The following is a 24,736-nucleotide window of genomic DNA, read 5'->3' as shown; positions in this document are numbered from 1 at the left end:
AACGCACTATCCCGGCGCAGGGGTCACAGGCTGCGCAGGACCGCCACCACGCGACCGAGCACCTGGGCGTCGTCACCCGGGATCGGGCTGTACGCGGCGTTGTGAGGCAGGAGCCACACGTGCCCGTCCGACTGCTTGAACGTCTTGACCGTGGCCTCGCCGTCGATCATCGCGGCCACGACCTCACCGTTCTCCGCGACCGGCTGCCGACGCACCACGACCCAGTCTCCGTCGCAGATCGCGGCCTCGATCATCGAGTCGCCCGCCACCTTGAGCAGGAACAGGTCGCCGTCGCCCACGAGCTGGCGGGGGAGCGGGAACACGTCCTCGACGAGCTGCTCGGCGAGGATGGGGCCGCCCGCGGCGATGCGACCGACCAGCGGCACGTACGACGGCGCAGGGGTGCGCTCGTCCTCGTTCACCGACGGGACCGCGCCCCAGTGGGCCTCCGCCGACGAGACGGAGCCCGGCGTGCGTGTGCCAGCCGGCTCGGCCGACCCCGCGGGGTGCACGACCTCCATCGCGCGCGGGCGGTTCGGATCGCGCCGCAAGAAGCCCTTGCGCTCGAGCGCCATGAGCTGATGCTTCACGCTCGACGGGCTGGCGAGGCCGACGGCCTCGCCGATCTCGCGCATCGTGGGCGGGTAGCCGCGGGACTCCACGGACTCCCGGATGGTTTCGAGCACGTTCCGCTGCCGCGGCGTCAGGCGATCAGCGGCGCCCATCTCGCGCACCTCGGCGAGCCCGCCCGGCTCCGAGCCGTCGTCGAGCGTGGCGACGCCGCCCGGGGCCGTGTCCAGGGCCGTGCTGCCCTCGTTGCCATCGCGTCCGGTCATGCCTACCCCCTCCTGCCCGGGCCGCGCCCTCGAGACGCCGCACCGAAGACTCATCGTGGACAAATGCTCCTCGTGCGCTCCCCACTCTAGGTCACGGTGACCGATCCATCAAACGAATGTTCGAGCGTGTCTCGACACGGCCAGTGTCTCGTGCTACACAATGGTACGGACGTTCGACGAACGCACGTTCGACGCACGGGCTTCAGGACGAGCGATGGAGGAGTCATGGGGGCGACGAGCTTCGCGCAGGCCAGTGGTGGTTGTCCGGTGGGCCGTGCCCACCTCGCGCTCGTGCCGCCGTACGTAGAGCCCCGTCCGACGGTGGCGGAGCGGCTCGGCGTCGACGGCTTGCGGCTGACCCGCCGGGGGCGCGCGGTGCTGGTTGCGCTCGTCGCGGTCCTGCTCGCGCCGTTCGCCACGTGGGGCGCGACGGCGGTGGCGAGCGCACCAGGGGCCGGTACGGAGGTGCGCGTGCACGCCGTCCAGCAGGGCGACACCCTGTGGGACTTCGCCGCCGAGCTCGCGGCGCCGGGCGAGGACCTGCGCCCGGTGGTCTCCCGCATCAAGGACCTGAACGACCTGGACACCGCGTCGCTGCGGGTGGGCCAGGTGCTCCTCCTGCCCGTGGAATGACCGCCCGCCACACCTCGGGGATGCGGGATGTTGCGGCAATGTTGCACGGGGGTGGTTTGCCCGCTTACCGTCGAGGGCGCGGCCGGGACGTCCCGGCCCGGACCCGACCACGCAGGAGTGTGCGATGCACTGCCCGTTCTGCCGTCACGCGGACTCCCGCGTGGTGGACTCGCGGACCGCCGACGACGGCGCGTCGATCCGCCGACGTCGGCAGTGCCCGGCCTGCAACCGCCGCTTCACGACCATCGAGACGGCCAGCCTGTCGGTGGTGAAGCGGTCGGGGGCCACGGAGCCGTTCAGCCGCGACAAGATCATGTCCGGAGTACGCAAGGCCTGCCAGGGCCGCCCGGTGAGCGAGGACGACCTCGCGCTGCTCGCCCAGCGCGTCGAGGAGACGCTGCGCACCAACGGCAGCGCGGAGATCGACGCGTACGAGATCGGCCTGGCGATCCTCGGTCCGCTGCGCGAGCTCGACGTCGTGGCCTACCTGCGCTTCGCGAGCGTCTACCAGGCGTTCGACTCCCTGGAGGACTTCGAGAGCGCGATCACGTCGCTGCGTGCCGAGCGCGAGGGCCGCGAACCGGGTGACCCGCCGGCCGGGGACGACGACGAGACCCCCGCCGAGGCCCCGGACCCGGCCCTGGCCTGACGGACGCCTGACCGCCGGCCCGACCCGGTTCAGCGGGCTCCTCGACCCCCGACCGGGCGACGCCGTCGTCGCGCCGACAGCCGTGCCTGGATTGTGCCCGCGGCGGACAGAGCGGTATCAACTTGGCGCTGCGGCGCGCCGTGGGGCACGCTGGACCAGGTACGGACCCCGGCCGAGGGACCCCCAGATCCAAGGAGGTGATCGGCATGGCGTCACCCGACGGCACGGCCGACGAGACGGCGACGGACAGCGCGGAGCAGGCCGAGACGCGCAGCACTGCGCCGAGCGAGGACGCGAAGGCCAGGTTCCGCGAGGCGCTCGACCGCAAGAACGCATCGAGCCACCGCTCCGCGGACGGCAGCCGCAACACCGGCAATGTCCACGGGTCGGAGACGGCCGGCCAGGTGCAGCGCATGTTCCGCCGCAAGTCCGGCTGACGGTCGGTCGACCGGATCAGCGGCCCGGACGGGATCGGCTGATCCGGGCGTGTGGCACGACGACGAGGGCGGGGATCTGAGGATCCCCGCCCTCGTCGTATCCGGTGGCCGACGCGCCGCCGCGCGACTCAGCGAGCCGCGGCCGGACCCGGCGGGATCTCCTCGTGCTCGAGGTCGTCCAGCAGGCGCAGGCGGATGGTCGTCTCCATGCGGGCCAGCTTGGCCGACGCGCCGCGCTCGGTGACGGCGGAGATGTCGGTGACCACGTAGCCGATCTCGCCGCGGGTGGCGAGCATCTGGCCCTCGATGTTGGCGCCGTGCTCCGCGAGGATCCGGTTGACCTCGGCCAGCACCCCGGGCACGTTGCGGTGCAGGAGCGCGACGCGACCCACCCCGGACTGCGCGAGCTGCAGGTTGGGCACATTGACGCTGAGCTCCGTGGAACCGCTCGACGTGTAGTCGCGCAGCTTGCCCGCGACGAACCGGCCGATGGACTCCTGCGCCTCCTCGGTGGAGCCGCCGATGTGCGGGGTGAGGATGACGTTGGGCAGGCCGCGCAGGTCGGACTCGAACGCGTCGCCCTTGGTCTTGGGCTCGTGGGGGAACACGTCCACGGCGGCGCCGGCGATGTGCCCGCTCCCGATGGCTTCGCGCAGGGCTGCGTAGTCGACGACGAAGCCGCGCGACAGGTTGAGGAAGATCGACCCCTCACGCATCCGCGCGAACTGCTTCTCGCCGAACATGCCGGCGTTGCCCGAGCGGCCGTCGATGTGCAGCGTGACGACGTCGGCGGTCTCGAGGAGCTCGTCGAGCGTGTCCATCCGGCGGGCGTTGCCCAGGGCGAGCTTCTCGGCGGTGTCGTAGAAGACGACGTTCATGCCGAGGTTCTCGGCGACGATCGACAGCTGGGTGCCGATGTTGCCGTAGCCGACGATGCCGAGGGTGCGGCTGCGCACCTCGTGCGCGCCGGTCGCCGACTTGTCCCACACGCCTGCGTGGAGCGACTTGTCGCGCTCGGTGAGGCGGCGGGTCAGGGCGATGATCTCGGCGAGGGCCAGCTCGACGACGGACCGCGTGTTCTGGAACGGCGCGTTGAACACGGTGACACCGCGGGCGGCGGCGGCCTGCAGGTCGATCTGGTTGGTCCCGATGCAGAACGCGCCGATGGCCTCCAGGTGTGGTGCCGCCCGGAGCACGCGCTCGGTGACGTTGGTCTTGGACCGGATGCCCAGGATCGTGACGCCGTCGAGCGCCTCGATCAGCTCGGACTCGTCGAGGGCGCCCTTGCGGGTCTCGACCTCGAACCCTGCGGACTGCAGGATCGAGACGGCGAGGGGATGGACGTTCTCGAGGAGGAGGGCTCGCTGCACGCGTCCATGGTGCGCCCGGTCGGCACGATGTGACAAACGTGTTACACCGTTCGTCCACCAGGCGGACGCGCGCGGACACGCCGCAGGGCCGGACGCCCTACTGCTCGAAGCCCTCCGGCAGGTCGCGCGCGTGCACCACCACGAGGCGCTGGGTGGGGCGGGTCATGGCGACGTACAGGTCGCTCGTGCCGCCCGACCCCTCGGCGACCTCGGCCGGCTCCACGAGCACCACGGCGTCGAACTCGAGGCCCTTCGTCTCGCGGGGTTCCAGGACCGTGACCTGCGCGTCCTCGGGCCGCTGGGCGGTCAGCCTGGCCGCCTCGTCCGCCCCGAGGCCGCCCGGGAGCGCGGCGGTCAGGGCGTCGGCGAGGCCGGTCACCCGGCCCGCGGGCGCGACGACCGCGACGCGGCCCGCCTCGGCGCCGACGAACTCCTTGGCGAGCGACAGCGCCTCGGTGACCACGACGTCGTCGGGCACCGTGCTCCCGACGCTGCGCGACGACGTCCCCCGCTCGCCCCGGCCCGTGCCGACCACGGTGAGCGACCCGGTCACGTCGCGGGCGGCACGCAGGTCCGAGACCGGCAGGCCGGCCGCGACGGCCACCCGCTGGGCGGTGTCGGCGACGGTGGCGGGTGTGCGGTAGGAGACGGTGAGCTCGGCGAGGCGCCAGCCGTCGCGCAAGATCGGGCGGAGGTGCGCGGCCCAGGACCGGGCGCCCGCCGGAGAGGACGTCTGCGCGACGTCGCCCACGATGGTCAGCGACCGCGTGGGCACGCGCCGCACGAGCATGCGCCACGCCAAGGGGGACAGCTCCTGCGCCTCGTCGACCACGACGTGGCCGTAGGTCCAGGCGCGGTCGGCGGCGGCGCGCTCGGCCGTGGTGAGCCGCGGACCGGTCGGCGCGAAGCGGGAGGCGAGCGTCTCGGCGTCGACCTGGATCATCGTGGCGGCGGCCCCGGACGAGAGCACGCTGCGGGCGTACTCGACCTCGGCGGCGCGCTCGGTGGCGCGGGCGCGCGCCTCCGCCTGGGCGAGGCTGTCGTCCTCGCCGAGCAGGTCGGCCGCCTCGTCGAGGATCGGCACGTCGGACTCCGTCCAGGGCGAGCCCGGCTCGCGGAACAGCAGCGCCCGGTCCGCGGCCGTGAGCTCTGGCGCCGCCTCCTCGAGCCGGTGCGGCTTGGCGAACAGGTCCTCGACCAGCTTCTCCGGTGTGATGGGGAACCAGGCGAGGTTGATCGCGACCCGGACGTCGCGGTTGCCGCGGAGGTCCTCCATGACGGACGCCCGGTCCTCGGGCGAGAGGGGGCCGCCGACGAGGTCGCGGTACTGGTCGGCGAGGCGGCCCAGCGCGTCCCGCACGAACGTGGCCCGGGCGGCGTTGTGCGGCTTGTGCGCCCGGCGGGCGTGCGCGATCGCGTCGCGGATGTCGCGGCGCCGGATGACGAAGTCGTGCCCCTCGACGCGCACGCGCACGTCCGTGGCGGGGACGCGCTCGCGGGCGCGCACGGCGCGCCGCACGATCTCGCGCCAGACGAGGCGGCCCTTGATCTCCGCGACCGCACCCTCGTCGTGCGCCCTGGCGCGGACGCCGGGCAGCAGGTCGGCGATCGTCGTGGAGACGACGCCGGTCTCGCCGAGGGACGGCAGCACCTGGTCGATGTAGCGCAGGAACGAGCTCGACGGGCCGACGAGCAGCACGCCGGAGCGCTCCAGCAGGCGCCGGTGCGCGTACAGCAGGTAGGCGGCGCGGTGCAGCGCGACGGCGGTCTTGCCCGTTCCGGGGCCGCCCTGGACGACCAGCGCGCCCGTGAGCTCGGACCGGATGATCCGGTCCTGTTCGGCCTGGATCGTGGCGACGATGTCGCTCATGCGGCCGGTGCGGCCTGCCGCCATGGCCGCGAGCAGGGCGCCCTCGCCGGAGAGGCTGTCGGTGTCGACGTCGGCCGACAGGTCGAGGACCTCGTCCTCGACGGCCGTGACGCTGCGGCCCTTCGTCACCAGGTGCCGCCGGCGCTCCACGCCGTGCGGGTGCAGCGCGGTGGCCCGGTAGAACGCCTCGGCGGCGGGCGCACGCCAGTCGGTGAGCAGGGAACGGTGCTCGTCGTCGGTCAGGCCGATGCGGCCGACGTAGCGGGTGGTGCCCTCCTGCAGGTCCAGGCGGCCGAAGGCGAGCCGGTCCTCGACGGCGTCGAGCTGGGCCATGCGGTCCTCGTAGTGCGTGGCGAACGCGTCGCGCTCGCTGCGGTTCTGGTGGGTGCCGACCGCTCCCGCGCGGCGGACCCGCCGGAGCCGGTCCCGTGCCGCGCCCCGCAGCTCGTCCAAGCGGGCGTACAACACGTCGACGACGGTCTGCTCGTGTGCCAGCTCGTCCCGAATGCCCGTCACGCCGTACCTCCGTGCTCTCCCGTGGCCGCCCCGCGGCGCGGCGGCCGCGTCCGGCTGAAACGACCGGCCGACCATTATCGCTCATCGGCCCAGGGCCAACACACCGGTAACGGGGCACTGACACGGTGTCATCCCGCTCGATAGGATCGCGGCCATGGTGACCGGCGCGCCAGAAGCGGGACCCACCGAGGGTGCCGAGCCTCCGGCGCGCGACGAGCCGCTCGACGCGCCGCTCACGATCCTGCTCGTCGAGGACGACGACGCCGACGCGTTCCTGGTCGGCGAGCTCCTCGCCGGCACCGCGCTGAGCGTCGACCTGCACCGCGCCCGCACTGTCGACGAGGCGCTCGCGACTCTCTCCCTCGTGCGGGTGGACTGCCTGCTCGTCGACCTGGGGCTGCCCGACGCCGTGGGGCTGAGCGCCGTCGAGCGCGTCGCCGCGCAGGTGGAGGCCCTGCCGACGCCGCCCGCCCTCGTGGTGCTCACCGGCCAGCCGGACGTACGGTCGGCGGGCGACCTGAAGTCCGGTGCGGACCTCGGCGTGCGGGCGGTCGCCGCGGGCGCGGACGACTACCTCCTCAAGGGAGAGGTCGACGGCGACGCGCTCGCCCGCTCCCTGCGGTACGCCACCCTGCGCCGCCGGTCCGCCGCCCAGCAGCTCGCCCTGTACCGCAGCGAGGTGCGCGCGGCCGAGACCACGCGGCTGGAGCGCGCGCTCCTGCCCAAGGAGCTGATCCGGGACGACCGGATCTCCGTCCAGGTGGGCTACCTGCCCGGCGGCAACGGCCTGCTCGGCGGCGACTTCTTCGACACCGTCGAGCGCGAGGACGGGACCCTGTTCACCGTGATCGGCGACGTCGCGGGCCACGGCCCCGACGAGGCGGCGCTCGGCGCCGCGATGCGCACCGCCTGGCGCACCCTCGTCCTGTCGGGCGTGCACCAGGACGAGGTGCTGCCCCTCATGGAGCGGGTGCTCCTGCCGGAGCGCGGCCGGCCAGAGGTGTTCGTGACCCTCTGCCAGGCCGTCGTGACCCCGGACCGCGGCACCATGGACCTGTACCTCGCGGGCCACCCGCCGCCACTGCTCGTGACCGGTGCCGGCGGCACGTTCCGGTGCGACGAGATCTCGTCGGCGGGTCGTGGGCGCGCGCTGGGCATCCCGGTGCCCGGCATATGGAAGGCCCTGCACATCGAGCTCGCCGAGCCCTGGACGGCGATCCTCTACACGGACGGCCTCGTCGAGGCGTCGGTCGCCCAGTCGACCGCCGGCGCCTCGGTCGCCGGGCCGCCCGCCGGCGAGCCCGCCGCGGAGGAGCGCCCGCGGCGGCTCGGGGCGCGCGGCCTGAGGGGCATCGTCGAGACCGAGCTCCGTTCCGGGACCGACGGGATCGTGCCCCGAATACTACGGCGCGTGCTCGACCTGCACGGCGGTCCGCTCGTCGACGACGCCGCCCTGCTCGTCGTCGGCTGGGCGGGCGCCGGTGCGACGACCCGCGGGGAACGGACCTCGACGCTCGCCGACTCCGCGGAGTGGTCCCGCGCATGACGGTGCTCTCCGAGCCCTGGGAACGAGCTGCTCCCCAGATGTCCATGCGGCGCAAGCTCGCGCGCCTGCTCGGCGCGATCGCCGGGATGCTCGCCCTGGCGCTCGCGGTCGCCATCATCGCGCTCGCTCAGGTGCGCAGCATCGGCGATCGCGTCGAGGACACGTACTACCCGGCGATCAGGCAGGGCGACGGGGCGACGATCGCGCTGCAGGACGCGCAGGCGTCGGTCGCCGCGTACGTCGCGACGTGCAACGAGGCTGCGCTCGGTCCGTACCTGCGCCTCGAAGGGCTCGAGACCGCCGACGGCGACACGCGTGCCGCCCTGGCCGGCGACGTCGAGGTCGACCTCGCGCACCAGGCCGCGGCGGACGGCATGCGCGGCTGGGTGGAGCGTTACGCCGAGCCGGTGATCACGGCGGTGCGCGTCGTCGAGCAGGCGCGCGGTGCCGGGGGCGAGGGGTGCGCGGAGGTCGCGGCCACCGTCCGCCCCGCCCAGGCCGACGGCGACCGGCTGTTCGAGTCGGCGCAGGCCGCCGTCGTCGCCTACGTCGGCCTGCTCGAGGAGCAGCGGGCGGTCGCCCTGACGAACAAGGAGGACTGGAACCAGGTCCTGCTCGGCGCCATCATCGCGCTCGTGCTGGTCTGCGTCATGATGGGCAGCCTCATGTGGCTCTCCCTGGAGACGTGGGTGATCCGGCCCCTGGACAACCTGGCGGCCGCCGTGAAGGTGGTCAGTGATGGCCAGCTGGACAAGGAGATCGACGCGACGATCGGCGAGGGCGAGGTCGCCGTGGTCGCCGCGCACGTCGAGAACATGCGACGCGAGCTGGTCCACCACGTGGAGGAGCTCCGCGAGTCGGCCAAGGAGATCGAGCACGCGCACGACCTGCTCAGCGTGCAGGCGCGCGAGCTGGAGCGGTCCAACCGGGACCTCGAGCAGTTCGCCTACGTGGCGTCGCACGACCTGCAGGAGCCTCTGCGGAAGGTCGCCATGTTCACGGGCATGCTCCGCAGCCGCTACGAGGGCAAGCTCGACGACCGCGCGGACCTGTACATCGAGTACTCGGTGGACGGCGCCAAGCGCATGCAGCGCCTCATCCAGGACCTGCTGAGCTTCGCCCGCGTGGGCCGGTCGACGGCGGCGCGGACGGACGTGCGGCTGGAGGAGGTCCTGACCTTCGCGCTGCACGAGCTGGAGGAGCGGATCGCCGAGACCGACGCGGTCGTCACGCACGAGGCGCTGCCCGTGGTGCACGGCGACCGGGCGCTGCTCGGGCAGCTGTTCCTCAACCTGCTGAGCAACGCGATCAAGTTCCGGCACCCCGACCGGCCGCCTCAGGTGCACATCGAGGCGCGGGCGATGCGGGCCCACTGGGAGGTGTCGTTCGTCGACAACGGGATCGGGATCGACCCGCAGTACGCGGAGCGCGTGTTCATCATTTTCCAGCGCCTGCACGGTCGTGACGAGTACCCCGGGACCGGCATCGGGCTCGCCCTGGTCAAGCGCATCGTCGAGGCGCACCACGGTCGGATCTGGATCGAGCAGACCGAGGGCGGTGGCGCGACGATCCGGTTCACGCTGTCGCGCAGTGCCGGCCCGGGCGCCCCCGGACGCGCGTCGACCGAGCGTGCGCAGTCCACTACGCTCGGGTGACGGGCCTGACCAGGGCCGACGGCGCGGTCACCGCGCGAGGACGAAACGGTGAGAGCACAGGGGGCTGGACATGGTCAGCGGCCAGCACGTGGTCGAGGTCCTGCTGGTGGAGGACGACCCCGGGGACGTCCTCATGACACGCGAGGCGTTCGAGGACTACAAGATCGCCAACCGTCTCTCGGTGGTCTACGACGGCGTGAGCGCGCTGGAGTTCCTCCGCAAGCAGGGCGCGCACGCCGACGCCCCGACTCCCGACCTGGTGCTCCTGGACCTCAACCTGCCCAAGATGGACGGGCTCCAGGTGCTGTCCGTCGTGAAGAGCGACCCGGCCCTGAGGCACATCCCCATCGTGGTGCTCACCACGTCGGAGGCGGAGGAGGACATCATCGGGTCCTACTCCCTGCACGCGAACGCCTACGTCACGAAGCCCGTCGACTTCGAGCGCTTCATCGACGTGGTGCGCCAGATCGACGAGTTCTTCGTCTCCGTCGTCCGCCTGCCCGGTCGCTGACCGCCGGTAGGCTGCGCTCTGCCGAGGGCGAAATCCCTCGGCGCGGGAAGGTCCGCCCCCGCCGAGGTGTTGCACCCCTCGAAGGACGCGCCGAAAGAGGAGGCTGAGGCCACGTGCTGGACCCGCAGGGCATCTACGAAGTCGACGAGTCGGCGGTCGCCCGCACGCTGGGCGAGAGCTCGCCCGGCTCGGCCGGTCCCGTGCTGCTGCACGCGGTGCGCGGCTTCGTCGACGCAGGCAGTGCCGGCGAGCTCGCCGTGGAGCACCTGGTCGACGAGCTCCGGACCGAGCGGCTTGTGACGTTCGACGTCGACCAGCTCCTCGACTACCGCTCGAAGCGTGCGACGTTCACGTTCGACACCGACCGCTGGGCGGACTACGACGAGCCGTTCCTGGCCATCGACCACGTCACGGACGCCGAGGGCACGGGCTTCCTGCTGCTGCACGGCGTCGAGCCGGACCTGCAGTGGGAGCGCGTCGTCGGCGCGGTGCGGGGTCTGGTCGAGCGCTTCGGCGTGGGCCTGACGGTCGGTCTGACCGGCATCCCGATGGGCGTGCCGCACACCCGGCCCCTGTCTCTCACCGCGCACGCCACGCGCGCCGGCCTGATCGACGACTACACGTCCTGGTTCGGTTCGGTGAAGGTCCCCGGCTCGCTCGCGGCGCTCCTCGAGTACCGCCTCGGCGAGGCGGGCCACGACGCGCTCGGCTTCACGGTGCACGTGCCGCACTACCTGGCACAGTCGCAGTTCCCGCCGGCATCCGTCGTGGGCCTGCGGCACATCGAGCGGGCGACTGGTCTGAACCTGGCGATCGCCACGCTCGACGAGGCGGCGACGGAGGCGACGCTCGACGTGGAGAAGCAGGTCCAGGAGTCGACCGAGGTCGCGGCCGTGGTGAAGGCGCTGGAGGAGCAGTACGACGCGTTCGCGCGCTCGGTGGGCCGCACCAACCTGCTTGCCGAGACGCAGCAGCTGCCGACGGCCGACGAGCTCGGCGCGGAGTTCGAGCGCTTCCTGGCCCAGCAGAACGGCGACTGAGCCGGAGGTGCAGCGGAGGGTGGGTCCGCAGCGGAGCGAGGATCCCGCCCGCAGCGGAACCGCAGGCTCGGTCGCCCGGAGGAACGGCGACTGAGCCGGAGGCGCAGCGGAGGGTGGGTCCGCAGCGTGACCCCGGAGCCCGGTGTGTGGCGCCTCGGGAGGAATTGTTCATGTTCCGTGGCGCGCAAGAGTGATGCGTGCCACACTGGCGCCGTTGCAGTGACGTACCACGCGCATGACCCCGTCCGAAGGTCGTGAGCAAGCGGGATGCATTGCGGCGCGGAGGCGGGCACCGGGCCCGTCGCCGGATCCCGGACGGAAGGTCGAAGGACAGCATGGCGCAGGGTTCTGTGAAGTGGTTCAACGCGGAGAAGGGCTACGGGTTCATCGCCCAGGACGGCGGCGGCGCCGACGTCTTCGTCCACTACTCCGCCATCGAGACGAACGGGTACCGCACGCTCGAGGAGGCCCAGCGGGTCGAGTTCGAGATCACGCAGGGCCCCAAGGGCCCGCAGGCCGAGCAGGTTCGCCCGCTCTGATCGCCTGAGCCGTAGGTGCAGCGCAGGGTGGGGGCCGAGGAACGAGGCACCCGCCCGGAGCGGAACCGCAGGCTCGGGCGAACAATGAGATCGCCTGAGGCACCTGAGGAGGCCGCGCTCCCTGCCGGGGGGCGCGGCCTTCTGCTGTCCGCCGGTCTGTCCGTGGCGCGCGTCACGGCAGCGGCGCCGCGGTCCCGGCGAACTGCGTGGCGTCCTCGCCGGCCAGGAGGCTCGCGGGCACGGCGAGGGTGCGCAGCGCGCGCCCGAGCGCAGGGTCGCGCAGGTCGGGATGCCCGACGTCGGAGCCCGCCTCGGGCGCGCCGGTCGCCTCGGCCTCGTCCTCGGCGGGCGCTCGCACGGCCGCGAGCACGACGTTGCCGTAGCGCCGGCCCTTGAGCACGGCCGGTTCCGCGACGGCGGCGAGTCGCCCGGCCGCCGCGGCGCCGGGGCCGAAGACCGCGGCGAGGCTCGCCACCTCGCGCCTGGCCGTCGTCAGGGGTGGACGGTCGGCGCAGTTGACGAGGAGCACCCCGCCGGGCCGCAGCACCCGGTGGGCCTGCTGGGCGAAGCCGGTCCCCACGAGGTGGTCGGGCGTGCGGTCGCCGGCGAAGACGTCGCGCACGACGACGTCGTAGGACGCGTCGGGCAGGCCGGCGAGCGCGCGCCCTGCGTCGTCGGCGCGCAGGCGCAGCAGGGGCGAGCGGGGGAGCGCGAACCAGGAGCGGACGAGCTCCAGCAGGCGCGCGTCGAGGTCGACGCCGAGCTGGCGCGAGCCGGGCCGCTCGTGCTCGACGTACCGCGCGAGGGTGCTGCCTGCCGCGCCGAGGTGGAGCACGCGCAGCGGGCCCGGGGGCAGCAGCTCGAGCACGGCCGCCATCTGCTGCATGTACTCGAAGTCGAGAAAGCCGGGGTCCGCCAGGTCGATGCTCGAGCTGGGCACGCCGTTGACGTGCAGCGTCACCCGGTCGGGGTGGTCGAGGTCCCGCACGACCTCCGCCGTGCCCGTGTCGATGGGGACCGGCCCGACCGGCAGCTCGGCCGGGAGTGTCAGTGGTCCGGAGGAAGATGAGGGACGTCGGGCGGGTCGGGCGGATCGGCGGGCCATGAGGTCCAGTCTGACGGGCCACGGGCCCAGAACCGGTTCGCTTGACAGAGTAGAACGCATGTTCGATAGTGGGGTCGGGATCGATCGGAGGAGGTCGGCGATGGGAGCGAGGCAGGATGCGCAGCGGACGGAAGCGCACGTGTACGTCCCCCGCATGACACCGCGTGCTGTACCGCCCGCCGTGGCCACGCTGCTGCGCCGCGCGGACGGGGAGCTGGCCGCCGCGGCCGCGGCTGCGGACCCGGGCGACCGGTTCCTGCATGCGCACCTGGCGGCCATCCGATCGGCGGCAGCCGTCGTGGCGCTACGCGGCCGCCCGTCACCGCGATCCGGCGCCCGGACCGTGTGGGAGATGCTCGCCCGCGTCGAGCCGGGCCTGGCTCCGTGGTCCGGCTACTTCGCCTCCGGTGCACGCCTCCGCGCCGCGGTTGACGCGGGGCGGTCCGGCGAGGTCGCACCGTCGCGCGCGGACGAGCTCATGGCCTGCGCAGAAGACTTCCGCGACGAGGTCGCCATGCTCGTGGACCCGGACGCCGGGTTCTCGCGGCAGCCGCGCCTCGCGCTCGTCCCGGCGGCGTCGTGAGCAGGGCTCCCCGCGCAGAGGGGGCGCGGCGGAACTGGGGCTCCGACGAGGCCGGCTGCTCGGTGCTGCACCTCGACATGGACGCCTTCTTCGCGTCCTGCGAGCTGGCTCGGCGGCCCGAGCTGCGCGGTCGTGCGGTGATCGTGGGCGGGCGCGAGCGTGGCGTGGTCCTGGCCGCGACGTACGAGGCGCGGGCGTTCGGGGTCCGCTCCGCGATGCCCATGACCCGGGCGCGGGTGCTGTGCCCGCAGGCGGTCGTGGTCCCGCCGGACCACCGGCTGTACTCCGACGTCTCACGCTCCGTGATGGAGATCCTCGGCCGGGTGACGCCTCTCGTGGAGCAGATCAGCGTGGACGAGGCGTTCCTGGACGTCAGCGGCGCGCGCCGTCGGCTCGGCCCGCCCACGCAGATCGGTGCCTCCCTTCGGGAGCGCATCCGGGCCGAGCACGGCATCACGGCGTCGGTGGGGATCGCCCGCAACAAGTTCGTCGCGAAGCTGGCCTCCACGCACGCCAAGCCGGACGGGATGATGCTCGTCCCGGTCGACGCGACGGTGGCGTTCCTGCACACGCTGCCGGTCGGCGCCCTCTGGGGCGTGGGGGAGCGCACCGAGGAGGCGCTCGGCCGGTGGGGCATCACCACGGTCGAGCAGCTCGCGCACACGGACCTGCCGAGCCTGCAGGCTGCGGTGGGCTCGGTCATCGGTGCTCACCTCCACGACCTGGCCTGGGGACGGGACCTGCGACCGGTCGTCCCGGGTCGCGAGGAGCGCAGCATCGGCGCGGAGACGACGTTCGCGACGGACCAGCACGACCCGCTGGTGGTGGAGCGCCGGGTGCTCGAGCTCGCGGACCGGGTGGCCGCCCGGATGCGGCACCAGGGCGTGGTCGCGCGCACCGTCTCGGTGAAGGTCCGCACGAGCGACTTCCGCACGCTGAACCGGTCCCGCACGCTGGGCGCCCCCACGGATGTGGCGCGAGAGATCTTCCTCACGGCTCGTGAGCTCGTCGCAGGGGTGGACCTGGGCGGGCTTCCGGTGCGGCTCGTGGGGGTCCGGGCGGAGAATCTGCGCCAGCGCGAGGGCGCGGCCGCGCAGCTGACCTTGGACGAGGCTGTCGACCCGCGGGCCGGCGCGCAGCGGGACGCAGAGGTCGCGCTCGACGCCGTACGAGAGCGGTTCGGCCGTGCCGCGATCGGGCTCGGTGCGCCGCGAGGGTGACGTTGCACGTACCATCGGGGGAACTGCGCAGAAAGACCCGGTTATGCCCCGGATGTCGACTACCACGCGGGGCTGGACCGGCCTATCCTGAGCATGACACTGTTCCTTTGCGAGATCCGGGGGACTCGATGCCTCTGTCCGAGTACGAGCAGCGGGTGCTGGAGCAGATGGAGCGTGCTCTGACCTCCGACGACCCGCGGCTCGCAAACACACTTCAGTCGTCTGGTCGGCGGTCGCCGCTCCGCTACGTCCTGGTAGGCCTCGGCGTGGTCGTGGGGCTGCTGCTCCTGGTGCTGGGTGCCGCGACGTCGCGCACCTGGCTCGGGGTGATCGGCTTCGTGCTCATGTTCGCCGGCGTGGCGTTCGCGTTCGCATCCCCGCGCAAGCGGGAGACCGGACCCGCCGGGGTGGTCAACCCGGACGGCACCGTGCGCCCGGGCAAGGGCTCGGCGCCAGGCAAGCGTCGTGGCGGCGGTGGGTATGCGGGCCTCATTACGCGGCTCGAGGAGCGCTGGGACCGGCGACGGCATCAGGACGGTCGCTGACACGCACCAGCACCGGCACCAACGGCGAAGGCCCCGCACCAGCAAGGTGCGGGGCCTTCGCCGTTGGTGCCGGTCGTTGCCGTCCACGGGACCGCTGGTGAACAGGGACCGCCGGTGCACCGGGGCCGCCGGTGATCAGGGCTTGCGGGCCAGCGCGCCGGCCAGCGCCTCCGACACGGTGGTCGTGAGCTCCTCGAGCTGCTCGGGCGCCGGCGCCGTGTACCCGCGGGCGTAGCGCTCCCGTTCGGCGGCGTCGGCCAGGGCGACCAGCAGCTCGGCGAGGTCGTCGGTGAGCGGGGCGCCCGTGCGGGCGCGCACCTGGGCGCCGATCGCCTCGGGGGCCCGCCGCAGCGTGGTCGACGGCGGCAGTACGACGTCCCGCTCGGCGAGGACCTGGAGGACGCGGGACCACGCCCGCTCGGGGTCGAGGACCTCGACCTCGGAACGTCGCCGCACGAGCCACCAGGCACCGCCCCCGAGGGTGAGCGCCGCCACGAGGGCCGCGAGGACCCAGGCCCACGCAGGCAGCGGTTCGCTGCCTGCGCCGGCCCCGGCGCCGGCCCCAGGAGCGCCGGCCGTGGCCGACGGGCCGGTCGTCGGGTCGGCCGAGGGTGCGGCACTCGGCACTTCCTGCGGGTCGTCGGACGGCGCCGGTGCCGGCGCTGCGAGGGCGGGGTCCGCGTAGGCGGGCAGGGGCCCGGTCTGGACGGCGGGCGTCGGCTCGAACCGCACCCATCCGGTGCCGGGGAAGAAGACCTCGGGCCAGGTGTGCGACTGCTGCCCGGTGACGCGCCAGACGTCGCCCTGCCCTCGCTCGCCCGGCAGATAGCCCACGCCGAGGCGGGTCGGGATCCCGAGCGACCGGGCCATCACCATCATGGCGGCCGCGTACTGGACGCAGTACCCGTCGCCCTCCTCGAGGAAGTCCCACACGGGGTCCTCCGAGTCGAGGTACTCCGCGGCGGGGTCGTAGGTGAAGTTGACCGGGTCACGCAGGAACTGCTGCAGCGCGACCGCCTGGTCGTAACGTGTCGGAGCGGACCCGGCGACCCGATCGGCGAGCGCGGCGATGTCGTCGCGGTGCGGTGTGGCCGCGACCTCGACGTAGCCCTCGGTCCCCGGGTCTTGTCCGGTGGCGCCGCGCAGCACCTCGGCGTCGAGCCCGCGGTCGTGGACGGTGAGCGTGTAGACGTCGCCGTCGCGCGTCGCATCCTCCGAGCGGACCTCGTCCCTCACGTTGTAGTACTCCCAGTCGCCGTCGGCGGCTACGGACCGGGGGTCGACGGGCAGCGGCAGCTCCTCCGTCGACAGGGCGCGCATGGTGACGGTGACCTCCTGCTTCGCGCCGTCGCGGGGGAACCCGCCCGGCCAGAGCATGTCGCCGTCGTCGAACTCTCGGCCGCCGCCGGCCACGATCGCGCGCTGGGTGCGGAAGCCGTCGAACGACGTGATGGTACGCAGCCGCAGCGGGCCCACGTCCGTGCCGTCGTCGGTCCGGTAGGTGAACACCACGTCGGAGGACCGCTCCCCGAGCGGCCGGGTCATGTCGAGCTCCTCGGCGAGCTGCACGGCCCGGGCCTGGGTGGCGATGAGCTGCGAGAACGAGCCGGCGACGGACGGGATGGCGCTGACAGCGGACCCGGCGCCGAGCGCCAGCACGGCCACGAGCAGCGACGTGACGGCGGTGATCCCGGCACGCCGCCGCTGGGCGCGCAGGACGGCCGGGTTGCGGCTGTCGATGCGACGGCCGGGCGTGACGCCGATCGGGTCGACGGTGAGCAGCAGGAGGGCCGCGGTCACGACCACGACGAACACCCAGGCCGGCACGTCACCGAGCAGCGTGAGCGCGGGCAGCCAGAGCAGGAGCAGGGGCAGCACCGCGAGCCCCGGCATGCGCGCCCCGGCGAGCGAGTCCGCGACGAGCAGCACCAGGAGGGTGCTGCCCACGGCGACCAGGCCGATCTGGAGCGAGTCGTCGACCGGCGCGACCTCGTCGCGCATGATCTGGGCGGCCTGGCGGAACCGAGCGACGACCCGGTCCATGGCCGCCGGCCCTGCGAAGAGCTCGGCGCGCTGCGTGGGCGCGCCGAAGCGGGCGAGGACGAACCACGTGGCCACGGCGACGCCTGCGGCAGTGCTCCAGAACACGGCCGGGCCGTTGTCCGCGGCGGAAGGGGCTGCCAGGCCCTGGGCGCGGGCCGCGGCACGGGCGCGTTCCGCCCGGGCGAGGGTGCTCCGCCCGACGAGGTACCGGACGACGCCGGTCGTCCCGGCGACGAGCACGACGCCCTGCACCCCGGCGACGGTCCAGGCGCCGGCCACGATGACGACCGTCAGCGCGTACATGGAGGCCAGCACGGCGACGGCGACGAGCGCGCTCGTGGCGATCGTCCGCGCGAGCGGTCCGCGGTGCGCGGGGATCACGGCGCACGCTCCGCGAGGACTGCCCAGGCGCGCTCGGGGTCGGTGCGCGGCTCGGTCAGGGCGACGTGCCACCCGGTGGCGCGCAGCTCGGCCGCGGTCTCGTCGACCTCGTGCCGGAAGCCCGTCTGCCGGGGCGCGACGAGCACGGCCCAGCAGGTGCCGTCGGCGGCGAGCGCGGCGACCTCGGCGCGGGCCGCGGCAGGCACGGGTGCCAGGACGGCGACGACGATCTCACCGGCGGAACGCGTCATCCGCAGCGCCTTGGCCGTGTTGGCGACGGCCCGCTCGGACTCGGCCGCGCCGCGGTGGCCGCGCAGGTCGACGGTCGCGTCGAGGAGGCCGGGGCGCCCGGCGCGGGTCGTGGCGAAGCGCGCGGAGTCGAGGTCGGGCACCACTCCGGTGGCGATCAGCCGCGCCGGGTGACCGGACTCCAGGAAGGACACCGCGACAGAGGCCGCGAGCTCGACCGCCCACTCGCCGTCGTCGATCGCGGCGGGGTTGCGAGGCACCGTGGAGCCCTCGCTCCAGTGCGGCAGGAGGGAACGGTCCATCAGGACGGTCACGGGTCGCACGCCGGCGCTCTCGTCGGCGCGGACCATGAGCTGGCCGCGTCGGGCGGCGCTGGCCCAGTGGACGCGGCGGGGGTCGTCGCCGGCGACGTAGTCACGCAGCACCGAGTCGTCGGTGGACTGCAGGCGCGCCCCGGTCGCGGAGCGGTCGACGTCGCCCAGGGCGCGGGTGCGGACCGCCAGCTCGACGGTGCGCGGCCACACGGCCACGGCGGTCGCGTCGCCGAGCGGCTGGGTGGCGCGCACCAGGCCGAACACGTCGGTGCGGGTGGTGAGCAGGGGTCCGAGGGGCCAGCGCCCGCGGCGGGTCGGGGTGAGCTGGTAGCGCACGGAGATCCGGTCGGGTTGCGCGGAGACGCGGGCCCGGATGCCCTCGTGGCCGGCGAGCTCGTGCGCCGCCTGCTCCGACAGCCGCAGCCGCGAGAGCCGCTCGTAGGCCGCGCCGGTCGGGTTCACGGCGGCGACGACCAGCGACGCGTCGGCGGTGCGGCCGCGCACCACCGGGCTGGGGTCCACGTGGCGCACGACGCGCAGCGCGCCGCGCCCCTCGTCGAGGCGCTGCACGCCGGTCACGACCCACGCCGCACCCACGGCGAAGAGGCAGGCCGAGCCGAGCGCTACGACGTCGGGCAGCGACAGGACGAGGCCGAGTACCCACAGGACCCCGCCCACGCACACCACGCCCAGCCCGCGTGACGTGAGCCGCACCCGGGCCAGTCGGGCGAGGACCTGCCGCATCAGCGCCGCCGGTCAGCCGGGTCGAGGGGCGGGACGGGCGTGCGCTCGACGATCTCGTCGACGATCGCCTCGGCGGTGACGGCGCCCAGGCGGGACTCCGTCGTCAGGATGAGGCGGTGCGCCAGGACGGGGCGGGCGAGGCGCTGGACGTCGTCGGGCAGGACGTGGTCCCGGCCGGACATCGCGGCCATGGCCTTCGCCGCCCGCAGGAGCTGCAGCGACGCGCGCGGCGAGGCACCCAGGCGCAGCCCCTGGTGCTCGCGCGTGGCCGCGACCAGGAGGAGGACGTAACGCTTCACGGACGGCGAGGCGTAGAGGGACCGTACGAGGCCGGCGAGGCGCAGGATCGTGGCGCCGTTCGTCACGGGGGTCAGGTGCGCGAGCGGCGAGACCGCCTCCTGCCGCTCGAGCATGAGCAGCTCGGCGTCGAGGTCGGGGTAACCCACGGTGATGCGGGCCATGAAGCGGTCCCGCTGCGCCTCGGGCAGCGGGTACGTGCCCTCCATCTCGACGGGGTTCTGTGTCGCGACGACGAGGAAGGGGTGCGGCAGCGTGTGGGTGGTGCCGTCGACCGTGGTCTGGCCCTCCTCCATGCACTCCAGCAGCGCGGACTGCGTCTTGGGTGAGGCACGGTTGATCTCGTCGCCGATGACGATGTTGGAGAACACCGGTCCCGCGCGGAACTCGAACTCGTGGGTGCCGGTACGGAAGATGTTGACGCCGGTCAGGTCGCTGGGCAGCAGGTCCGGCGTGAACTGGATCCGGCCCACCTGGCAGTCGATGCTCTTGGCCAGGGCCTTGGCGAGGGTCGTCTTGCCGACGCCGGGCACGTCCTCGATGAGCAGGTGGCCCTCGGCGAGGAGGATCGCGACGGTCAGCTCGGCCAGGCCGGGCCGGCCGGTCACGACCGACTCGATGGCCGTGCGCACGCGCGCGGTGATCTCCACGAGCTCGCCGAGCGCGTCCTTCCCGGGCTCCGGGTACGCCTGCGCACGTGGCTGGACCAGGCCGGACGTGGATGGATCGGGGAGCATGTGACCTCCGTCGGCCTCGTGCCTGTGCTGAGTCTGTGCGCCGGTGGCGCATCATCGCAGCCTAATAGAGTCTGCCCCCTACCTGTTACGTACGTCACGTGCTCTGCCCGACGGCGGACGGGTCGCCCGGGCGCTCAGCGGCCGGTCCGGCCGCGCTGAATGAGCAGGCGACCGGCTGACCGGACGACGGGCCTTAATCGATTAGGACCCTCCACTTCGTCGAAGCGCTTCACTAGAGTCTCGGCGCCGGGTACAGGGACGTGCCCGGCGGGGCCATCGTGCTCCGCCCACTGCACGAAGGAGTGACCCGGATGAGATTCCGTCCAGCGCTCGCAACCCTCGCCGGGATCGGGCTCGTCGCCTCCGGGTTGGGGGCGGCCGCGGCCACCCCCAGCCTCGCGGGCGCGCCCGTCGCGGCTGCGGTCACCGCGGCCGCGACCGACTACGAGTGGGGCAACGTCGAGATCGTCGGCGGCGGCTTCGTCCCCGCGATCGTCTACAACCGGTCGGAGCCGGGCCTCGTGTTCGCCCGCACCGACGTCGGCGGCGCCTACCGCCTGGATACCGCCACGCAGCGGTGGGTCCCGCTCCTCGACCACGTCGGCTGGGACGAGTGGGGCCACAGCGGCGTGCTCAGCCTCGCGACCGACCCCGTGGACCCCGACAACGTCTACGTCGCCGTCGGCTCGTACACGAACTCGTGGGACCCGGGCAACGGCGCGATCCTGCGTTCGTCCGACCGCGGTGAGACCTGGCAGCAGACCGACCTGCCGTTCAAGGTGGGCGGCAACATGCCGGGCCGTGGCATGGGCGAGCGCCTCATAGTTGACCCCAACGACAACCGCGTCTTGTACTTCGGCACCGAGGACGGCAACGGCCTGTGGCGCAGCACCGACCGCGGCGTCACGTGGTCGAAGGTGGCGAGCTTCCCGAACCCGGGCAACTACGTGCAGGACCCGGCGGACCCCAACGACTACCTCACCACCAACCAGGGCGTGGTGTGGGTGGTTTTCGACCCGACCACGGGCAGCGCCGGCTCCCGCACGCAGACCATCTACGTGGGCGTGGCCGACAAGGAGAACAACGTCTACCGCTCCACCGACGGCGGCACCACCTGGCAGCGCGTGCCCGACCAGCCCACGGGCTTCGTCCCGCACAAGGCGGTCCTTGACCACGAGGGCGGACAGTTCTACGTCGCGACGTCGGACACGGGCGGCCCGTACGACGGCGCGAAGGGTGACGTCTGGCGGCTCGACACCGCAACGGGCACGTGGACGCAGATCAGCCCGGTGCCGTCGTCGAGCAGCGACGCGTACTTCGGCTACTCGGGCCTGACGATCGACCGGCAGGACCCGGACACGATCATGGTCGTCAGCCAGATCTCGTGGTGGCCGGACATCCAGGTCTTCCGCAGCACCGACCGCGGTGCGACGTGGACCCAGATCTGGGACTGGGCGGGTTACCCCAACCGCACCCTGCGCTACTCCCTGGACAGCTCCGGCGCCCCATGGCTGGACTTCGGCAAGCAGCCGTCGCCGCCCGAGCCAGCCGTCAAGCTGGGCTGGATGACCGAGTCCTTCGAGATCGACCCGTTCAACTCGGACAAGTTCCTCTACACGGGCGGGACCGTCTGGGGCGGCAGCAATCTCACCGCGTGGGACACCGGCGGCACCGTGAACATCTCCGTCAAGTCCCAGGGCATCGAGGAGACGGCGGTCCAGGACCTCGCCGCTCCCCCCGGCGCAGTCGACCTGGTCTCGGGGATGCTGGACATCGGCGGCTTCGTGCACGACGACATCGACGTGGTGCCCAGCAGATACCACTACTCGCAGCCGAACCACGGCGGCGTGCTCAGCGTGGACGTCGCCGAGCTCGCGCCCGCCACGATGGTGCGCGCCGGCAACGGCGGGGACACCGACTCGCACCTCGGCGTCTCGACCTCGGGCGGCAGCTCGTGGTGGGCCGCGCAGCAGCCGGGCGGGGTCACCGGCGCGGGGACGGTCGCGGTCAACGCGAACGGCTCGCGCATCGTGTGGAGCCCGGACGGCACGGGCGTCCACGTGTCGACGAACCTCGGGTCGTCGTGGACGGCGTCCACCGGCGTCCCGGCCGGCGCGCGCGTCGAGGCGGACCGCCAGGACCCGCAGACGTTCTACGCGTTCCACCAGGGCACCTTCTACCGGTCCACCGACGGCGGCGCGACGTTCACGGCGTCCGCGGCGTCCGGCCTGCCCGCCTCGGGCAACGTGCGGTTCGCGGCCGTCCCGGGCCACGCCGGAGACGTCTGGCTCGCAGGTGGCACGAGCACCGGCACCTACGGGATGTGGCGTTCCACCGACCGGGGCGCGACGTTCACGCGGATCGCTGCGGTCGACCAGGGTGACGCGATCGGGTTCGGCAAGGCGGCGCCGGGCCGTTCCTACCCGGCGGTGTACACGTCGTCGAAGATCGGCGGCGTCCGGGGCATCTTCCGGTCAGACGACGCAGGCGCCACCTGGGTCCGGGTGAACGACGACGAGCACCAGTACGCCTGGACCGGCTCGACGATCACGGGCGACCCCGACGTCTACGGGCGGGTCTACGTCGGGACGAACGGGCGCGGGATCGTGGTGGGAGAGTTCACGGGCACCGCGCCGACGCCGACGCCGACGCCCACCCCGACGCCGACTCCTACCCCGACGGTGTCGCCGACTCCGACCCCGACGGTGTCGCCGACTCCGACCCCGACGGTGTCGCCGACCCCGACCCCGAGCCCGACCTCAGGCCCGGCGTCCTGCACCGCGGCCTACCGTCAGGTGGGCTCGTGGCCGGGCGGCTTCCAGGGTGAGGTGACCGTGAGGAACACGGGCACCGCGGCGGTCACCGCGTGGCAGCTCGCCTGGGCCTTCAACGCGGGCACCACGGTGCAGAGCGCCTGGGGCGCCGACGTCACCCAGTCGGGAACGTCGGTCCTCGCCAAGGCGCCGTCCTGGGCGCAGAACCTCGCGCCCGGCGCGTCCGCCACGATCGGGTTCATCGGCGCGAACACCGCCACGCCGACGGCGAGCGGCTTCGCCCTGAACGGACAGGCCTGCACAGCACCCTGACCGTCGCCCCACGACGGACGCCCGGCGCACCCGCGCCGGGCGTCCGTCGTCTCTGGCAGGATCCGGCTCGTGAACAGGCAGGCGTTGCGCACGGTCGCGCAGGAGACCGTGGAGATCCTCGGGCGCGGCGAGTACCGGGCGCCCTCAGGGCGCATCGTGCGCATCGGCGAGGAGGTGGCACGCTCGGTCCGCGGCACGGTCCTGCACACGCCGGCCGAGCTGGACGACCTCCTGCGAGGGCTCCCCGCCGAACGCTCACGTGGCCCCGCTGCCGGTAGCCGAATCGAGGTGACGGACGAGACCACGCTGACTGCGGCTCGACGGCTCGGCACGGACGACGTCGTGCCGCTCGCGCTGAGCTTCGCCTCCGCGAAGAACCCTGGCGGCGGCTTCCTGACCGGCGCGCAGGCTCAGGAGGAGGGGCTCGCGCGGTCGTCCGGCCTGTCCGCGTCGTTGCACGCTGCGCCGGCGTTCTACGACGTGCACCGCAAGCAGCGTGACCCGCTCTACACCGACCACATGATCTGGTCCCCGCGGGTTCCCGTCTTCCGGGCCGACGACGGCCGCCTGCTCGAGGAGCCGTACCCCGTGGCGTTCCTGACCTCGGCGGCGCCGAACCGCGGCGCGATCGACGACCCGCGCACGGCCGAGCAGGTCCCGGCGGCCCTCGCGGTCCGCGCCCGGAAGGTGCTCGCGGCGGCGCACGCGCACGGCCACCGGCGGGTCGTGCTGGGCGCCTGGGGGTGCGGGGTGTTCCGCAACGACCCCGAGGAGGTCGCCAGCGCCTTCGCCGCACCGCTGCGGCCCGGAGCTGCGTTCGCCGGGCGGTTCGAGCACGTCGTCCTCGCAGTGTGGGACCCGGCTCCGGGCGCGCCCCGCCGCACAGCGTTCCGGAAGGTGTTCGCGGACCTGACAACCGGGTGATCGGTAGTTCGGTGCGGGCGGTGGGGGGGGGGGGGGGGGGGGGTCGTTGGGGGGGGGGTGCGGGCCCGCCCCCCCCCCCCCCCCCCCCCCCCCCCCCCCCCCCCCCCCCCCCCCCCCCCCCCCGAACCCGTGTGCGCGGCACCGCTCGGGCCAGGCATGCGACACGACGCGCCGGGGCCTCTCTTTCCCTCCACCAATCCTTTGCGTTCCTGACCTGCATCTTGACCGGAACCCCGCGCGCCCCTCGTCCGTTTTCCCGAGTGAAGTGGAGGGAAGTGGAGTACCGTGGAGCGCGCGGGAGCCCGAGGGGAGGTGCGTGCCGTGGACACAGCAACATCAGGGGTGTTCAACGGTTCGGGCCTGCTTCTCGGCACCTACACCCCGAGGCTCGACGAGAAGGGCAGGCTCATCCTTCCCGCCAAGTTCCGGGGTCGTCTGGCGTCCGGGCTCGTCATGACCCGAGGGCAGGAGAGGTGCTTGTTCCTGCTGCCGATAGACCAGTTCAACCGCATGTACGAGCAGATCAGTCAAGCGCCGGTCACGAGCCGGCAGGCGCGGGACTACCTGCGGATGTTCCTGTCGGGCGCGAGCGACGAGGTGCCCGACAAGCAGGGCCGGATCGGCATCCCGGCCCCGCTGCGGGACTACGCCGGGCTCGATCGCGACGTCGCCGTGATCGGGGTCGGCACGCGAGTGGAGGTCTGGGACGCGAGCGCCTGGGCCACCTACCAGCAAGAGCAGGAGTCCGACTACGCCGAGACCGCCGAGGAGATCTTCCCGGGTGTCGGCTTCTGACCAGATTCGCCCGCCGGTTCGCCCGGTGAGGCCTCCTCCCGCAAGGGTCCGGCACACTTCCCCGGTGCCGGAAAGGAGCGGAGGGAGACCTGACCGGACGGGCCGGCTCTG

Annotated in this window: 21 protein-coding genes; 14 read left to right on the top strand and 7 right to left on the bottom strand. The window is 73.3% G+C overall.

Translation table 11 applies throughout. The annotated features are described in order from the left end of the window. Positions 1 to 23: 23 nt before the first annotated feature. Complete coding sequence (lexA, locus tag L1785_RS20460) at positions 24 to 725, bottom strand: transcriptional repressor LexA (protein WP_236091157.1); 702 nt, start codon at positions 723 to 725, stop codon at positions 24 to 26. Positions 726 to 1,061: 336 nt separating this feature from the next. Here lexA and L1785_RS20455 point away from each other — a divergent pair, with 336 nt between their 5' ends. The 3 genes from L1785_RS20455 (at position 1,062) to L1785_RS20445 (ending at position 2,555) form a co-directional block, all read left to right on the top strand. Further along, positions 1,062 to 1,469, top strand: coding sequence for a LysM peptidoglycan-binding domain-containing protein (locus L1785_RS20455; RefSeq protein ID WP_236091151.1), 408 nt, complete (start codon positions 1,062 to 1,064; stop codon positions 1,467 to 1,469). A 124-nt stretch (positions 1,470 to 1,593) separates the two neighbouring features. Then, positions 1,594 to 2,118, top strand: a complete 525-nt coding sequence (nrdR, locus tag L1785_RS20450) for a transcriptional regulator NrdR (protein WP_236091150.1) — start codon at positions 1,594 to 1,596, stop codon at positions 2,116 to 2,118. A 206-nt stretch (positions 2,119 to 2,324) separates the two neighbouring features. After that, on the top strand, positions 2,325 to 2,555 hold the full coding sequence (locus L1785_RS20445) for a DUF5302 domain-containing protein (RefSeq protein WP_236091149.1): 231 nt from the start codon (positions 2,325 to 2,327) through the stop codon (positions 2,553 to 2,555). Between the two features lie 128 nt (positions 2,556 to 2,683). On the opposite strand, the gene serA is transcribed toward L1785_RS20445, so the two are convergent. Both serA and L1785_RS20435 read right to left on the bottom strand, forming a co-directional pair. Further along, positions 2,684 to 3,925 carry a phosphoglycerate dehydrogenase gene (gene serA, locus L1785_RS20440; protein ID WP_236091148.1) on the bottom strand — a complete coding sequence of 414 codons (1,242 nt, stop codon included), beginning with the start codon at positions 3,923 to 3,925 and terminating at the stop codon, positions 2,684 to 2,686. 97 nt (positions 3,926 to 4,022) lie between these two features. After that, positions 4,023 to 6,311 (bottom strand): HelD family protein, encoded by a 2,289-nt coding sequence (locus L1785_RS20435; RefSeq protein WP_236091147.1) that lies wholly within the window; start codon positions 6,309 to 6,311, stop codon positions 4,023 to 4,025. A gap of 154 nt (positions 6,312 to 6,465) precedes the next feature. Between L1785_RS20435 and L1785_RS20430 the strand changes: the two genes are divergently transcribed. From L1785_RS20430 to L1785_RS20410, 5 genes are all read left to right on the top strand, one after another. After that, on the top strand, positions 6,466 to 7,857 hold the full coding sequence (locus L1785_RS20430; RefSeq protein WP_236091146.1) for a PP2C family protein-serine/threonine phosphatase: 1,392 nt from the start codon (positions 6,466 to 6,468) through the stop codon (positions 7,855 to 7,857). Continuing rightward, the gene (locus L1785_RS20425) at positions 7,854 to 9,512 is read left to right on the top strand and encodes a sensor histidine kinase (RefSeq protein WP_236091145.1); all 1,659 of its coding nucleotides are present in this window, start codon (positions 7,854 to 7,856) and stop codon (positions 9,510 to 9,512) included. The genes L1785_RS20430 and L1785_RS20425 overlap by 4 nt, the downstream gene beginning before the upstream one ends. A 70-nt stretch (positions 9,513 to 9,582) precedes the next feature. Then, complete coding sequence (locus tag L1785_RS20420) at positions 9,583 to 10,023, top strand: response regulator (RefSeq protein ID WP_236091144.1); 441 nt, start codon at positions 9,583 to 9,585, stop codon at positions 10,021 to 10,023. A 113-nt stretch (positions 10,024 to 10,136) separates the two neighbouring features. Continuing rightward, positions 10,137 to 11,063: a PAC2 family protein gene (locus L1785_RS20415; protein ID WP_236091143.1), complete on the top strand. Its 927-nt coding sequence runs from the start codon at positions 10,137 to 10,139 to the stop codon at positions 11,061 to 11,063. A 335-nt stretch (positions 11,064 to 11,398) separates the two neighbouring features. Continuing rightward, positions 11,399 to 11,602 carry a cold-shock protein gene (locus L1785_RS20410; protein ID WP_125775282.1) on the top strand — a complete coding sequence of 68 codons (204 nt, stop codon included), beginning with the start codon at positions 11,399 to 11,401 and terminating at the stop codon, positions 11,600 to 11,602. A gap of 172 nt (positions 11,603 to 11,774) precedes the next feature. Here the strand turns inward: L1785_RS20410 and L1785_RS20405 are convergent, their stop codons facing one another. Next, positions 11,775 to 12,707, bottom strand: coding sequence for a spermidine synthase (locus L1785_RS20405; RefSeq protein WP_236091142.1), 933 nt, complete (start codon positions 12,705 to 12,707; stop codon positions 11,775 to 11,777). 154 nt (positions 12,708 to 12,861) lie between these two features. Here L1785_RS20405 and L1785_RS20400 point away from each other — a divergent pair, with 154 nt between their 5' ends. From L1785_RS20400 to L1785_RS20390, 3 genes are all read left to right on the top strand, one after another. Next, positions 12,862 to 13,290, top strand: coding sequence for an SAV_6107 family HEPN domain-containing protein (locus tag L1785_RS20400; RefSeq protein ID WP_236091141.1), 429 nt, complete (start codon positions 12,862 to 12,864; stop codon positions 13,288 to 13,290). Continuing rightward, positions 13,287 to 14,510 (top strand): DNA polymerase IV, encoded by a 1,224-nt coding sequence (dinB, locus tag L1785_RS20395; protein WP_236091140.1) that lies wholly within the window; start codon positions 13,287 to 13,289, stop codon positions 14,508 to 14,510. Before L1785_RS20400 ends, dinB begins: the two co-directional genes overlap by 4 nt. Before the next feature lie 128 nt (positions 14,511 to 14,638). Then, entirely contained in the window at positions 14,639 to 15,055 is a 417-nt protein-coding gene (locus L1785_RS20390; RefSeq protein ID WP_236091139.1) for an SCO2097 family morphological protein, read from the top strand. A 135-nt stretch (positions 15,056 to 15,190) separates the two neighbouring features. Here L1785_RS20390 and L1785_RS20385 read toward each other — a convergent pair whose 3' ends face one another. The 3 genes from L1785_RS20385 to L1785_RS20375 are packed head-to-tail and all read right to left on the bottom strand — an operon-like array spanning position 15,191 to position 19,820. Next, positions 15,191 to 17,479 (bottom strand): transglutaminase TgpA family protein, encoded by a 2,289-nt coding sequence (locus tag L1785_RS20385; protein WP_308113394.1) that lies wholly within the window; start codon positions 17,477 to 17,479, stop codon positions 15,191 to 15,193. Continuing rightward, on the bottom strand, positions 17,476 to 18,786 hold the full coding sequence (locus tag L1785_RS20380) for a DUF58 domain-containing protein (protein WP_236091138.1): 1,311 nt from the start codon (positions 18,784 to 18,786) through the stop codon (positions 17,476 to 17,478). The genes L1785_RS20385 and L1785_RS20380 overlap by 4 nt, the downstream gene beginning before the upstream one ends. Further along, complete coding sequence (locus L1785_RS20375) at positions 18,786 to 19,820, bottom strand: AAA family ATPase (protein ID WP_236091137.1); 1,035 nt, start codon at positions 19,818 to 19,820, stop codon at positions 18,786 to 18,788. The genes L1785_RS20380 and L1785_RS20375 overlap by 1 nt, the downstream gene beginning before the upstream one ends. 311 nt (positions 19,821 to 20,131) lie before the next feature. Between L1785_RS20375 and L1785_RS20370 the strand changes: the two genes are divergently transcribed. The 3 genes from L1785_RS20370 (at position 20,132) to mraZ (ending at position 24,625) form a co-directional block, all read left to right on the top strand. Beyond that, a complete protein-coding gene (locus tag L1785_RS20370; protein WP_236091136.1) occupies positions 20,132 to 22,906 on the top strand; it encodes a cellulose binding domain-containing protein in 2,775 nt (924 codons plus the stop codon). Between the two features lie 69 nt (positions 22,907 to 22,975). Further along, positions 22,976 to 23,830, top strand: a complete 855-nt coding sequence (locus L1785_RS20365; RefSeq protein WP_236091135.1) for a TIGR02452 family protein — start codon at positions 22,976 to 22,978, stop codon at positions 23,828 to 23,830. Positions 23,831 to 24,190: 360 nt separating this feature from the next. Beyond that, positions 24,191 to 24,625, top strand: a complete 435-nt coding sequence (gene mraZ / locus L1785_RS20360; RefSeq protein WP_236091156.1) for a division/cell wall cluster transcriptional repressor MraZ — start codon at positions 24,191 to 24,193, stop codon at positions 24,623 to 24,625. The last annotated feature ends 111 nt before the right edge of the window (positions 24,626 to 24,736 follow it).

Source organism: Antribacter soli (assembly GCF_021568775.1).
Classification (GTDB): Bacteria; Actinomycetota; Actinomycetes; order Actinomycetales; family Cellulomonadaceae; genus Antribacter; species Antribacter soli.
This window is presented reverse-complemented; position numbering and strand designations above follow the sequence as displayed.

Bases quoted from the DNA above. Each gene is read 5' to 3' on its own strand.
- nrdR (WP_236091150.1), top strand. From the start codon at position 1,594: ATGCACTGCCCGTTCTGCCGTCACGCGGACTCCCGCGTGGTGGACTCG.
- lexA (WP_236091157.1), bottom strand. From the start codon at position 725: ATGGGCGCCGCTGATCGCCTGACGCCGCGGCAGCGGAACGTGCTCGAA.
- L1785_RS20380 (WP_236091138.1), bottom strand. From the start codon at position 18,786: ATGCGGCAGGTCCTCGCCCGACTGGCCCGGGTGCGGCTCACGTCACGC.
- L1785_RS20375 (WP_236091137.1), bottom strand. From the start codon at position 19,820: ATGCTCCCCGATCCATCCACGTCCGGCCTGGTCCAGCCACGTGCGCAG.
- L1785_RS20420 (WP_236091144.1), top strand. From the start codon at position 9,583: ATGGTCAGCGGCCAGCACGTGGTCGAGGTCCTGCTGGTGGAGGACGAC.
- L1785_RS20370 (WP_236091136.1), top strand. From the start codon at position 20,132: ATGAGATTCCGTCCAGCGCTCGCAACCCTCGCCGGGATCGGGCTCGTC.
- L1785_RS20455 (WP_236091151.1), top strand. From the start codon at position 1,062: ATGGGGGCGACGAGCTTCGCGCAGGCCAGTGGTGGTTGTCCGGTGGGC.
- L1785_RS20445 (WP_236091149.1), top strand. From the start codon at position 2,325: ATGGCGTCACCCGACGGCACGGCCGACGAGACGGCGACGGACAGCGCG.
- L1785_RS20425 (WP_236091145.1), top strand. From the start codon at position 7,854: ATGACGGTGCTCTCCGAGCCCTGGGAACGAGCTGCTCCCCAGATGTCC.
- L1785_RS20410 (WP_125775282.1), top strand. From the start codon at position 11,399: ATGGCGCAGGGTTCTGTGAAGTGGTTCAACGCGGAGAAGGGCTACGGG.
- L1785_RS20430 (WP_236091146.1), top strand. From the start codon at position 6,466: ATGGTGACCGGCGCGCCAGAAGCGGGACCCACCGAGGGTGCCGAGCCT.
- L1785_RS20400 (WP_236091141.1), top strand. From the start codon at position 12,862: ATGACACCGCGTGCTGTACCGCCCGCCGTGGCCACGCTGCTGCGCCGC.
- L1785_RS20405 (WP_236091142.1), bottom strand. From the start codon at position 12,707: ATGGCCCGCCGATCCGCCCGACCCGCCCGACGTCCCTCATCTTCCTCC.
- L1785_RS20390 (WP_236091139.1), top strand. From the start codon at position 14,639: ATGCCTCTGTCCGAGTACGAGCAGCGGGTGCTGGAGCAGATGGAGCGT.